The sequence below is a fragment of the Wolbachia endosymbiont (group A) of Lypha dubia genome (assembly GCF_964028575.1).
GTDB classification, from domain to species: domain Bacteria; phylum Pseudomonadota; class Alphaproteobacteria; order Rickettsiales; family Anaplasmataceae; genus Wolbachia; species Wolbachia pipientis.
Window position 1 is genome coordinate 577297 of the sequence record NZ_OZ034796.1, and the last position, 12388, is coordinate 589684.

At 36.5% G+C, this 12388-nt stretch carries 10 protein-coding genes; 4 read left to right on the forward strand and 6 right to left on the reverse strand.

All coding sequences use genetic code 11. The annotated features are described in order from the left end of the window. Positions 1 to 40: 40 nt before the first annotated feature. Complete coding sequence (locus ABWU72_RS03065; protein ID WP_264719112.1) at positions 41 to 829, forward strand: hypothetical protein; 789 nt, start codon at positions 41 to 43, stop codon at positions 827 to 829. Between the two features lie 123 nt (positions 830 to 952). Here the strand turns inward: ABWU72_RS03065 and ABWU72_RS03070 are convergent, their stop codons facing one another. Together ABWU72_RS03070 and ABWU72_RS03075 are read right to left on the reverse strand one after the other, a co-directional pair. Next, the gene (locus ABWU72_RS03070; RefSeq protein ID WP_155969509.1) at positions 953 to 1549 is read right to left on the reverse strand and encodes a TIGR02217 family protein; all 597 of its coding nucleotides are present in this window, start codon (positions 1547 to 1549) and stop codon (positions 953 to 955) included. A gap of 197 nt (positions 1550 to 1746) precedes the next feature. Beyond that, entirely contained in the window at positions 1747 to 2505 is a 759-nt protein-coding gene (locus tag ABWU72_RS03075; RefSeq protein ID WP_155969511.1) for a DsbA family protein, read from the reverse strand. 257 nt (positions 2506 to 2762) lie between these two features. Between ABWU72_RS03075 and ABWU72_RS03080 the strand changes: the two genes are divergently transcribed. The 3 genes from ABWU72_RS03080 (at position 2763) to ABWU72_RS03090 (ending at position 5571) form a co-directional block, all read left to right on the forward strand. Further along, positions 2763 to 2915 (forward strand): hypothetical protein, encoded by a 153-nt coding sequence (locus ABWU72_RS03080; RefSeq protein WP_196770130.1) that lies wholly within the window; start codon positions 2763 to 2765, stop codon positions 2913 to 2915. A gap of 58 nt (positions 2916 to 2973) precedes the next feature. Continuing rightward, on the forward strand, positions 2974 to 4005 hold the full coding sequence (locus tag ABWU72_RS03085; RefSeq protein ID WP_353283860.1) for a Fic family protein: 1032 nt from the start codon (positions 2974 to 2976) through the stop codon (positions 4003 to 4005). Between the two features lie 87 nt (positions 4006 to 4092). Continuing rightward, positions 4093 to 5571, forward strand: a complete 1479-nt coding sequence (locus ABWU72_RS03090) for a UbiD family decarboxylase (protein ID WP_155969515.1) — start codon at positions 4093 to 4095, stop codon at positions 5569 to 5571. 1605 nt (positions 5572 to 7176) lie between these two features. Here ABWU72_RS03090 and ubiA read toward each other — a convergent pair. From ubiA to nusA, 4 genes are read right to left on the reverse strand one after another with little or no spacing between them, the layout of a single operon-like run. Continuing rightward, positions 7177 to 8034, reverse strand: coding sequence for a 4-hydroxybenzoate octaprenyltransferase (ubiA, locus tag ABWU72_RS03095; RefSeq protein WP_155969517.1), 858 nt, complete (start codon positions 8032 to 8034; stop codon positions 7177 to 7179). A gap of 3 nt (positions 8035 to 8037) precedes the next feature. Further along, positions 8038 to 8436: a ribosome-binding factor A gene (locus tag ABWU72_RS03100; protein WP_038249615.1), complete on the reverse strand. Its 399-nt coding sequence runs from the start codon at positions 8434 to 8436 to the stop codon at positions 8038 to 8040. A gap of 9 nt (positions 8437 to 8445) precedes the next feature. Then, positions 8446 to 10770 (reverse strand): translation initiation factor IF-2, encoded by a 2325-nt coding sequence (infB, locus tag ABWU72_RS03105; RefSeq protein ID WP_353283861.1) that lies wholly within the window; start codon positions 10768 to 10770, stop codon positions 8446 to 8448. Positions 10771 to 10779: 9 nt separating this feature from the next. After that, positions 10780 to 12342 carry a transcription termination factor NusA gene (nusA, locus tag ABWU72_RS03110; RefSeq protein WP_015589511.1) on the reverse strand — a complete coding sequence of 521 codons (1563 nt, stop codon included), beginning with the start codon at positions 12340 to 12342 and terminating at the stop codon, positions 10780 to 10782. Positions 12343 to 12388: the final 46 nt, after the last annotated feature.

Consider the following 12388-nt stretch of genomic DNA (forward strand, 5'->3'; position numbering starts at 1 on the left):
AAACATTATTAATATTTACTTTAATTAATATAGGATATATATGAATACAAAAATATTTGAGATGTTAATAAGGAGAACTGGTCTACGCAGAGATAGCAAAGCTGAGATCATACAGTTAAATAGAAATGAAAAAGCTTTCGTAGATGAGGATAAAGAATCTATCGAATTAGCTGAGGCCATTTTTGAAGAGAATAATATGTTTCATTTCCGCAAACCAGGTCCTGCTATGGATTACATTTTGCACAAATTAATAAATGATAGGAAGCTTTTCGAGGAAATGAAAGATAGAGGTACAAGTATAATACGTCTTTTTTCTTTGTTATCAATGTATCATGGTCGTCTCAATTGCTGTGTTATAAGAAAAGGAGGGTGTATTACTGAGTGTGGCATACTTGATTACGCTGGCACCTATCCAGAACTAGTGCCTTTAGAGGACTTTATACTTATTGAGCCTTGCTCGTACCTCGAGTACACTGTGCTTGATAATGATAACATCAGAAATAGGTTAGCTAGAGACTTGACTGAAGACAAAACAAAATTAGATATTTTCGTAAATGGAATTTTAGCAATAAAGAGCTCGGATTTAGTATTATCTTGTATTAACAAGATAGAGGTTCTTAATGAGGAAGATAGATATTTTGTTAATCGCTTACAGAAAAACAACATGCTAGACTACATCTTAAACAAAGATGATACAACACTTGCAAAATCAACTCTAAAGGAGTTGTTGAAGCTTTCTATTTTGCAGGAAGAAAAAAGCACTGAGTTAGAATCTCCCCAAGCTTCAAGTGTAAATGTTAGCAAAGCTCAGCAACATTGTAGTATATAGCTGGTGATAAAGTTTAAAATAATTGCATATACTAAGGCTCATTTAAATATAGAGCCTCAGTGGTGCTTAATTTTTTCAATTTATGGTAGCCCTACTATGATGTAGATCTATGCTTGCTTACAGCTAAAATTTCACCTCTATTAGTGGAATGTTATTCCAGCTATTGCTTCCATAGTCATCAATCGAAGCGTTTAAGTAATCTGTATCAAAGCGTACGGGCACATCAAATTCGAAGCTCGCAGTGATTATCGCATCTTTTACTGGTGGCTTCATAAATGTTATTTCTCCCGTTGAATAATTTACTGAATATTCACTCTCTTCTTTACCATTTAAATAAATCTTTACTGTCCCATGTACTGGCTTTTTGATCATGCGTATATGCTTATCTTCCCCACTTACATAAGTTTTGATTAGCTGAAAAGTCGTTTTTTTGTTATCTCCTATACCAATCTCTTGGCTGATGGCTATAAAATCCGACCAATCCTTAAAACGAAACCCTATTGCTTTACCTTTTCGTGCATGAAAAAATGTTATTAGTTCTAGTAGTTGCTCGTTTGATCTGACCCCGTAAGCTATGTTGTATCTAGTGCGTGCATGAGACCAATTGATGTTGCGCTGTTCACAACCATTGTGAGTTGTTACAACGTCAGTGGAAAATTCCGGTCCTCCAGTGGAACCATAAGATATATTTTCTGGAAATCTAATTTCTGTGAATGACATATGTCCTCCTGTGAAAGTAAAATTAAGATAGTTTGGTTGAAGAAAATGTTGTAATTTGAAAGCATTTCACATAGTAAATGACGCTATGGAAAGTGGATGAGACCACTGAGTTAAACTGCTGTCACACCCACAGTTACTATACTCAGGTTCATTTGAGTTGTCAAGCAAAAAAAATAAAATTTTATGGCAAACTGTAACTAGCCTTGCTTGTGACTTAATTCATCTACTTTTTTGCGTAATACATTCAAATCAGTTGCTCCTACAAACAGGCTATCTCCAATTATTAAAAAAGGTGTACCACCTACTCCCAAATCTCTTACTAGAAGCCTACTGTTGTTTATCATTTGCTCAATTTTGTCCGCGTTATCTTTTATGGAATCATTAAAATCGTCCTCATCAATCCCTATGTTTTTCACTATATCCAATATGCTTTCGTCTGAAAATTCTCCTTTGTGACTTAAAGCAGCATGGTGAAAATCGAAATATTTTTCTTTATCGAGAAAATAGACAGCTAAAGCACTTTTTGCTGCCTTTAAAGAAGCGTTACCAAGTATTGGAGCATCCCTAAAGATATACTTAATTTTGCCGTCGTTAATTAACTGCTTTATATCATTCTTTATAGCTTTGCAATGTCCACAAGAATAGTCAAGGAAGCCTACAGCTATAACACTACTATTTTCATTTCCGGAGTAAGGATAAGTAAGGTCAAATATTTGATCCTTGTATTGTGAAATTTTACTTTTGGTTACATTATCTCGAGCAGCGTAACTACTTTTAATCGACTCCTCTTTGAGAGTTTTTATGATCTTATCAAAATTTCTACTGATATAATCATCTAATCTCGTACTTATTTGGTCATCGGTTAGGGTTTGACCGCGGTGTGAAAGCCAATTGTTTATTACTGGTAAACTTGCTACTGCCAGTATAAGAATCAATAAAAACGATATTCTAGACATATACTTATTAAAGAACCTACAATATAAAACTTTTAGTACACATTTATCTATATATTAAAAGAAGCATTTAATGTTAATATATAAAAACATTTATATCAAGTGTATTTTATAGCCAATTTTGCTGCAAGTACAAACTTTACGCACAATGAAACTCAAGCACATTACCACAAAGTTCATCAGGAGACTTGGTAGCAGAGGCGCGCGGAGCGTAGATTTAAGTTGTTTCCGCTGTGTATAATTTTCCGCGGAATAAACATATGAGTGAACCAATAATTGGCAGAGAAAAAGAAATAGCTATTCTACAAGACAAACTTCTTTCTCAATCAGCCGAATTTATTGCTGTTTATGGTCGGCGTTGTGTAAATGTTGTATTATCTGCATTTTATCAGCATAATATAGAAGTAATGTAATGCAGATATTATGCCGATGCCAAATTATACGATTACTTCTAAAATTGCTAATTGCCTTATGAGGATTGAAGCAGCAAAAGAAAAAGTGTTACATTTGCCACTCACTGTATCGATGCTCTCGTCCCTTCGTGAAACTGCACGGCTTTATACCACACACTATTCTACTATGATTGAAGGAAATCGACTTGAGCCTAAACAGATTGAAGAGGTTTTAAGTGGTAAAAGCCACTTTCCAAAATATAGGAGAGATGAAAATGAGGTTAAAGGATATTATGCAGCTTTAACCCAAGTTGAACAATGGGCAGCGAGAACGATCCCTATTACTGAGAAAGCCATTCAAACGCTTCATGCCCTAGTAATGGCGAGTGGAAAATCTAAAGTGAAGCCAACCTCTTATCGTGATGGTCAAAACGTTATTCGTGATAGCCGTACACGTGCAATAATTTATATGCCCCCTGAAGCAAAGGATGTACCAAAGCTCATGAGCAGTATGATTGATTGGATTCGTGACAGTGAGCAAGTGCCTTGCCCAATTATTGCAGGTATTGCTCATTATCAATTTGTAACAATTCACCCTTACTATGACGGTAATGGTCGTACTGCAAGATTGTTGACTACATTAATTTTACACCTTGGTGGATATGACCTAAAAGGGCTTTATTCATTGGAAGAATATTATGCTAAGAATCTAGGAGCTTATTATGAGGCAATCAGTGTAGGTCCATCGCACAATTATTATATGGGACGAGCTGAAGCAGATATCACTAAGTGGGTGGAGTATTTCGTAGAAGGTATGGCAAATTCATTTGAGAACGTTTTACAACGTATAAATGAAGAAGAATACCACGCTGATCAGACTGATCTTATACGTAAGCTTGATCCTAAACAACGCAAAGCTCTTGAGCTCTTCCAGGAGTTTTCCGCTATTACAGCTAGTCAGGTTGGCGAACTATTTAATTTTAAGCCTCGTACCAGTGCGCAACTTTGTAAAAAGTGGGTGGAAATGGGGTTTATCAAGATTGTAGATTTTTCCAATAGAGGAAGGAAATACAAACTTAGTAAGCAATATGAAGATTTGATCTCAAATTAACTGAAAGCTCGCTAGACAGTGCATAGATCAAATTTCAATAAAGTGCTTGAAAACTAGATATAAACTTAAAATTTTAAAAACTGGAATATGTACAACAACTTACGCGACTTCATCAAAGCCTTAGAAGAAAAAAAAGATCTGATTAGGATTAAGGAGGAAGTTTCAACAGTTCTTGAAATGACAGAAATTCACCGTAGGGTTTTGTCAAACAAAGGGCCAGCGATCATTTTTGAAAATGTTGTCACAGAAAATGGTAAAAATTCGATTCCTGTTTTGGTGAATTTATTTGGTACTATTAAGAGGATTGCATTGGGGTTGAACATAAATCCTGATGAACTAAGAGATCTTGGTAAACTTTTAGCATTTTTGCAATCACCTGAGCCGCCAAAAAACTTTAAGGATGCTATAAAAATGTTTCCTTTGTTGAAAGTCGTGTTATCGATGCGAAGTAAAGTCGTGAGCAAGGCTCCATGTCAAGAGGTAGTGCTAACCGGAGATGAAGTGGACCTAAGTCTACTGCCCATTCAAACATGCTGGCCAAATGAACCTGCACCACTTATCACCTGGCCAATTGTGGTAACGAAAGGACCCACGAAAGAAAAGCAAGATAATTTTAATCTTGGAATATATCGTATGCAGGTTATAGATAAAAAAACAACACTAATGCGTTGGCTTGCACACAGGGGTGGCGCAACTCACCATAAGCGTTGGAAGGAAGAAGGCAGAAATATGAAATTTCCTGCTGCTGCTGTGATCGGTAGTGATCCTGCAACGATTATTGCTGCAGTAACTCCAGTGCCAGAAACATTGTCAGAATACCAATTTGCTGGACTACTGCGAAAGAAGCCGCTTGAGCTTGTAAATTGTAAGACTATTCCACTTCAAGTGCCAGCTCACGCGGAAATCGTTCTGGAAGGCTATGTGAGTTTGGATAGATATCAAGACGAAGGGCCATACGGAGATCACACCGGCTACTATAATTCTGTTGAGCAATTTCCTGAATTTAATATTACTGCAATTACTATGCGTAAAAACCCGATATATCTTAGCACTTTCACTGGCAAGCCACCTGATGAACCATCGATTCTTGGTGAAGCACTCAATGAAATTTTTGTGCCCATTCTTATCAATCAATTTCCAGAGATAGTGGACTTTTATCTGCCACCGGAAGGTTGCTCATATAGAATAGCGATAGTGTCGATAAAAAAATCCTATCCAGGGCAGGCAAAAAGAATTGTTATGGGCATACTTTCTTTTCTAAAGCAGTTTTTATACACGAAGTTTATTATCGTTGTTGATGATGATATAAATATACGTGATTGGAAGGAAGTGATGTGGGCAATGTCAACGAGGATGGACCCTGTGCGTGATACAATCATGATAGAAAATACACCTATTGATTATTTAGACTTTGCTTCCCCTGAAAGTGGACTTGGAGGTAAAATGGGATTTGATGCGACAAATAAAATCCCGCCTGAAACCAAACGAGAATGGGGAAAGAAAATTAAAATGAGTGAGGAAATAGTAAGAAAAGTCACGGAAAAGTGGGAGGAATATATGGACTAGACTTCTTGCATAAAAGCAGAAAAAAGTTTGGCGTTTTTTATAATGCCGTAATTAGCATTAACTGATAATTGTGCGTCACAGTGCCCTTTTTTTGTCATCCTATAGCTATACCGCCGCGGTATCTCTTAGCCGCTAACAAGTAGTGGGATGACGAGCTTATCGTCATCCTGCCGCGAACCGTCATACCGCGATTCATTCGCGGTATCTCTAGATCCCGCTAACAAGCAGCGGGATACTTAACCATCATCTACACCGTCATACCGCGAATGAATCGCGGTATCTCTAGATCCCGCTAACAAGCAGCGGGATACTTAACCATCATCTACACCGTCATACCGCGAATGAATCGCGGTATCTCTAGATCCCGCTAACAAGCAGCGGGATACTTAACCATCATCTACACCGTCATACCGCGATTCATTCGCGGTATCTCTAGATCCCGCTAACAAGCAGCGGGATACTTAACCATCATCTACACCGTTATACCGCGATTCATTCGCGGTATCTCAAAGCATAGATCCCGCTAACACGTAGCGGGATGACGAGGTCATGCCACCGCGCGAACCGTCATACCGTCACGGTATCTCTAGATCCCGCTAACACGTAGCGGGATACTTAACCATCATCTACACCGTCATACCGCGATTCATTCGCGGTATCTCTAGATCCCGCTAACAAGCAGCGGGATACTTAACCATCATCTACACCGTTATACCGCGATTCATTCGCGGTATCTCAAAGCATAGATCCCGCTAACACGTAGCGGTATGACGAGGTCATGCCACCGCGCGAACCGTCATACCGTCACGGTATCTCTAGATCCCGCTAACACGTAGCGGGATACTTAACCATCATCTACACCGTCATACCGCGATTCATTCGCGGTATCTCAAAGCATAGATCCCGCTAACACGTAGCGGGATGACGAGGTCATGCCACCGCGCGAACCGTCATACCGTCACGGTATCTCTAGATCCCGCTAACACGTAGGGGAATGACGAGGTCATGCCGCCGCAAACCGTCATACCGCCGCGGTATCTCTTAGCCGCTAACACGTAGCGGGATGACGGTTGTTGTTTAGCTATAAATATTAAGAAATTTACCAAACGAAAAAAAAGGCAAAAGAAGCCCCGTGGTTATTATCCGCTTTAAAATATTGGCGTTTTTTATGTTTTAAACGCTTGACAAGCGAGATTCAGCCGCTTTTAATTGCAACTAACTTACGCTGCAAATGTTTAAGAAATTTACTAAGCAGAAAAAAAGACAAAGAATCCCCGAGTTAGCTAGTCTTTTACTATCTCTGTCGAGTATTGGCATTTTTTGATGTCTTGTAACGCTTTATAAGCGCGTTCAGCTTATTTAGATAAAAATCTAGATGTAGATGAAGTTTTGTAAAGACATACAGTATCTATATACTGCAAAAAATTGAACATAAGACGCCGATACATTAAGTAATCCTTACCTTTTAATCTGCAGATTGGCGAAAGCAAATACAATAGCTTCAGTTTCATAATAAGAGGGCTGGCGGAGTTTGTCAAGCAAGTTTTTTTGTTTCTGCGGGCTACCTGAGTCTATTGATTTCATTAGAGCCGAAACTCTTGAGACCTAGGTGATAATTCTATCTAAAAGGATGCCAAAAAAGAGAAGCAACCCTACGTAGGAATTATTTTTAAATATGGACATGCATTGACTGGGATCGTCAGGATTGAAATTTTTGTATTGGCGGTGAAATATGAACCCTACAGCAAGTAGAGCAATATAAAAAATGTTATTTAATGATGATAAGATACCAGCATATAGCCACGTCATAAGAGATATTAAATAAAATCTTTTCAACCAAGATTTTGTTGTATCACCAAAATATAATGCGGTAGATTTCATCCCGAGTTTTTCATCATCTTTTTTATCTTGATGGGCGTATATGGTGTCATAGCTAAGTGTCCAAAAGACGCATCCTATATAAAACAGCAAGGATTCTATACTGATCTGGTTTGTTATTGCTGCTGAGCCCATGAGCGATCCCATATTGAAGGTAAACCCTAAGAACAATTGTGGCCACCAAACATACCGCTTTAATAAAGGGTAAGTAGCTATCATACACATTGAGATTATTCCAAGTATAAGTGTAGTTTTATTAGTTAATAATAAGATTACCAGGGCAATAGACAGTAGCAGTGAAAGTAAAGCCAAAGCCTGCTTTATGTTTAATGCACCACTTGCAAGTGGCCTATATTTTGTTCGTTCAACGTGCGCATCTATTTCCCTATCGAAAATGTCATTGATTATGCACCCTGCAGGTCTCATTAAAAATGCACCTATAGTAAACAAAACAAGGAGAAAAAGAACCTGATACGATAGAGAAGTTGAGGCTAAAAGAATACCGCTCAAACTGGGAAATAGCACAAGCCACAAACCTGTTAAACTGTGCAACCTCATTAATGAAAAGTAATGGTTGAAATACATTAATTAAGTGTGATTATGTAATATTTTGCTTACATTAACAAAATTATCGAACGCTAAATCAGGCTTGAAAACTAACTCAGGTATAAATCGCAAATCAACATAACACAATATAGATTTACGTATTGACCATGCAGACTGGTTCATTTCATTAACAACAGTGTTAATATCACAATTATTCTCAGAAGGATCTCCAGTGCGTCTTTTTTCTGGATCTAAGTAGTCAGCTACTTGAATATTCAATGAAGATAACACAATATATACATCTGCTTTTTTTAAATCTTTACTTAATTTTACGTCAGATACCGCTACATTTTTATTGAACACCTTACCTTCCATTAGAATTCTTGATATTGCTCTATGCAATACCGATGCTATCTTTAGGTTTCTAATTTCCTTTTTCATATCCAGCTACTATAACACCCTTTCTTCTTGCACTAATTGATAAGCTTCCAAAATATCTCCAACTTTAATATCGACATTACCCTCTAGTGATACTCCGCATTCAAAGTTTACACCTACTTCTTTAACATCATCTTTAAATCTACGTAGTGCTTTTAACTTTCCTTCATGCACCAATTTGCCACCACGCACTACCTTAATTAAAGAATCTTTTCTTATGACTCCATCACTTACGTAACATCCAATGATATTACCAGCTTTAGATACATTAAATATTTGCCTTACAGATGCAGAACCAACACGAACCTCTCGTGTAACAGGCTTTAACATTTTAGTTAAATACATTCTCATGTCGTCAATGAGCTCGTATATTATGTTATAAGTATGTATTTCTATACCTTTTTGTTTTGCCAAGTCCCTTATTTTTGAGTCCACTTTTACATTAAAAGCTAAAATTACTGCACTTGATGCTTCTGCAAGCAGCACATCTGAATCTGTTATCCCTCCTACTGCTTTGTGTAGGATATTTAATTTCACTTGGTCTTTACCGAGTTTATCAATTGAACTTGATATTGCTTCAATAGAACCAGTTACATCGCACTTTAAAACTACAGATAGTTCTTCTGTTTCGCTGTTATTACGACTGAATATATCTAAATTATTGTCGCCCAAATCTTCTTTCTTTTTCTTGATTAACTCTAGCCTGTATTCAACAATTTCACGCGCCTGCTTTTCAGAATTTACAACAACAAATTTATCTCCAGCATTTGGTACACCATTTAGACCAGTAATTTCAATTGGAGCGGAGGGTAGTGCTGCTTTTTCTCTTTGACCAAGGTGATTAACCATACTACGTACTTTACTGTATGTTGTACCAACTACCAATATATCACCAACCTTTAACGTTCCTTCCTCAACTATCAATGTAGCTGATATTCCTTTCGCTTTATCTATTTTGGATTCTATTACCCATCCAAGTGCTCGACAATCTTCTATTGCTTCTAGCTTCATTAATTCAGCGATTAACAAAATCGTCTCTTCTAGTTTATCTAAATTAGTTTTCTTTTTTGCTGATACTGGCACAATCATAACATCACCACCAAGATCTTCAGGAATGAGATCATATTGAGGTAAGCTACTCATTACTTTCTCCACATCACCAGGCTCAGATTTATCAATTTTATTAATAGCAACTATAATAGAAACATTTGCTGCTTTTGCATGATTTATTGCTTCAACTGTTTGTTTCATGATTCCATCGTCAGCTGCAACTACTATTACAACTATATTAGTAATATTGGCACCACATGCACGCATCGCAGTGAACGCTTCATGTCCTGGTGTATCAATGAAAGTAATTTTTTGCTTATCTTTTGTTATTATTTGATAAGCACCTATGTGTTGAGTTATGCCACCTGACTCTCTTTCTGCAACATTAGATTCACGAAATGCATCGAGCAATGAGGTTTTACCATGATCGACGTGTCCCATAAAAGTGACGATTGGTGGTTTAGGTTTTTTAGGCAGGCTTTCTCTGCCTTCTATAAAAAATAAATCTTTTTCTCTGTTGGTATCGCTCACTCGTTTAGCCGTATGATTAAATTTTTCCACTATTTCACATGCTATATCTGGATCCACCAGATCATCTACTCTATAACTCTCACCGACTTCTTCTTTGAACATTTTTAGCACACTCTTGCTATCTTCTGCCATGCGAATAGATAACTCCCTGATAGTTATTTTGTCTGGTATAATAACTTCTCTTGATATATTTTTACCCTTAGTAAACTTTGACTTTCTACCTCTTATACCAAACCTTTGCTTAAATACAGGGGGTTGTTCAGTTTTTTCATCTATTGCCTGTGCAATTACCAGTTTAGAATGCTTAGAATATATATCTTTGTTGACTTTAAAAGACTTTTTATCGTTGTCCTCATGGTCAATACTATCTTCTTTTGGTTCAACTAAGTGGGTATTACTTAAAACTTGCTTATTTATTTCCTTAGATAAAGCGTCCGCTTCATTTTTCTCGTCAATCTCTTTATTGCTGTCTTCTTTTGCTGTTTTCTCTTTTTCTTCTCTCTGATTTCTTTCTTTCAGCAAAGCAGCATTCTGCACAGCATTAATGCGAAAAATTTGTTCTTTCTCTGTTAAAGAACCTAATTTACTCTCGTCAAATAAATTATGTTCTTCTGCATCATGAGATTTTTTTCTTCTTTTTTTTACTACTGTAGCTCCAGTACTTGGGCTAGCTGAAGAGTTTAAATTGAGGTCTAATTTAAGCTTGCTTAAACCTTGGAGCGTTAATTTTTTATCACTGATATCTTCATTATTCATATTATTTTATTATATTAATCCAAGCTTTTTACGTGCTTCTATGATTATTGAATCTACTGTATCTTTTAGATCTTCTTTGCTATCGGATGAGGAAGAGAGTATGCTGCAAAACTCATAACTTGATAAATCTGCTATGTCCTCTAAAGTCTTAATATCATGCTTACTAAGAGCAATTTTATTGTCTATTGATAAAGTTAAATTGATTACATCATCCTCCATACCTAAACTTTTTAGCTCTTCTATTTTTCTATCATTTTCTGCTTTCAGGTACTTATTTGCTCTATTATGAAGTTCGTTTGCAATATCTTCATTAAAGCCCTCTATTGAAGCAAGCTCTTTAATTGAAGCGCTAGATATGTCTTCTACACTTGAAAAACCTTCTGTTACCAATAGCTGACCCATAATCTCTTCTAAGTTTAAAGCTTCAGCAAATAAAGCTGAACATTGACTAAGTTCTTTACTTCGCCTTTCTGATTCTTGCTGAGTGCTTAATATCTCAATTTTCCATCCAACAAGCTCTGAAGCTAATCTTACATTCTGGCCCTTTTTTCCTATCGCTAAACTCAATTGATCTTCAGCAACTATTAACTCTATGCAATTTTCATTTTCATCAATAATAACCTTCGATACTTCTGCAGGAGTAATGGCTTTAATAACAAATTGACCCAAATCTGAGGAGTAATTTATAACGTCAATTTTTTCACCATTTAATTCGTGTATAATAGTTTTTATTCTATCTCCCTTAACTCCAACACAAGCACCTACTGGATCAATGTTCTTGTCGGGAGAGAAAACGGCAACCTTAGACCTTGAACCAGCATCTCTAGCTATACCTTTAATTGTCACTAATCCGTCAGCAATTTCTGGTATTTCTTGATTTAATAATGCCTCCAAAAAGCCTTCATGAGTCCTAGAAAGAATAATTTGACGTCCATCATCAGAGCGCTTAACAGTCTGTATGTAAGCTTTAACCTTATCACCTTCACGAAATGATTCACCACCAGTTAAATTTCGCAATGGAAGATATGCCCTAGTGCCATTTATGTCTATAATAAGATCTGAATATTCTACTTGTTTAACAATACCATACCTTATTTCTCCCACCTTATCTTTAAATTCCTCATATTGCTTTTTTGACTCTTCATCTTTAATTATTTGAGCAATCTTTTGCTGGGCAATTCTTGCTGAAGCAAGATCAGTGTTAAGAGAGAGTAATTCACTAACAGTATCTCCAACTTTTGCATCTCCTTTTATTAATTTAGCTTGTGTAAGCGTAATTGATTCACACTCGGTATTCTCTTTTTCATTTGATTCATCATCAATAACTTTTAGTTTTCTATATGAAGTAACTTTGCCTGTGTTTCTATCTATATCAACTACAATTTTACTTTTGCTACCATATTTTTGATGAGCCACTGCTTCTATAGCACTTTCTAGTGCCTTTATTACAACATCAAAATCTAAACCTTTTTGAAGTGAAAGCTCTCCTGCTGTTTTTATTACATCAAGGCTTCCAACTATGTTATTCTTGTTACTTTTCTGCTTAACACTGCTTTTACGATTAGCAATCATAATAAATAAATCCAATGTAATTAGTTATAATTATAGCTCCAACGGG

Coding starts and splice junctions, on each gene's coding strand:
- ABWU72_RS03070 (WP_155969509.1), bottom strand. CDS start 1,549: ATGTCATTCACAGAAATTAGATTTCCAGAAAATATATCTTATGGTTCC.
- ubiA (WP_155969517.1), bottom strand. CDS start 8,034: ATGTATTTCAACCATTACTTTTCATTAATGAGGTTGCACAGTTTAACA.
- ABWU72_RS03065 (WP_264719112.1), top strand. CDS start 41: ATGAATACAAAAATATTTGAGATGTTAATAAGGAGAACTGGTCTACGC.
- ABWU72_RS03100 (WP_038249615.1), bottom strand. CDS start 8,436: ATGAAAAAGGAAATTAGAAACCTAAAGATAGCATCGGTATTGCATAGA.
- infB (WP_353283861.1), bottom strand. CDS start 10,770: ATGAATAATGAAGATATCAGTGATAAAAAATTAACGCTCCAAGGTTTA.
- nusA (WP_015589511.1), bottom strand. CDS start 12,342: ATGATTGCTAATCGTAAAAGCAGTGTTAAGCAGAAAAGTAACAAGAAT.
- ABWU72_RS03090 (WP_155969515.1), top strand. CDS start 4,093: ATGTACAACAACTTACGCGACTTCATCAAAGCCTTAGAAGAAAAAAAA.
- ABWU72_RS03080 (WP_196770130.1), top strand. CDS start 2,763: ATGAGTGAACCAATAATTGGCAGAGAAAAAGAAATAGCTATTCTACAA.
- ABWU72_RS03075 (WP_155969511.1), bottom strand. CDS start 2,505: ATGTCTAGAATATCGTTTTTATTGATTCTTATACTGGCAGTAGCAAGT.
- ABWU72_RS03085 (WP_353283860.1), top strand. CDS start 2,974: ATGAGGATTGAAGCAGCAAAAGAAAAAGTGTTACATTTGCCACTCACT.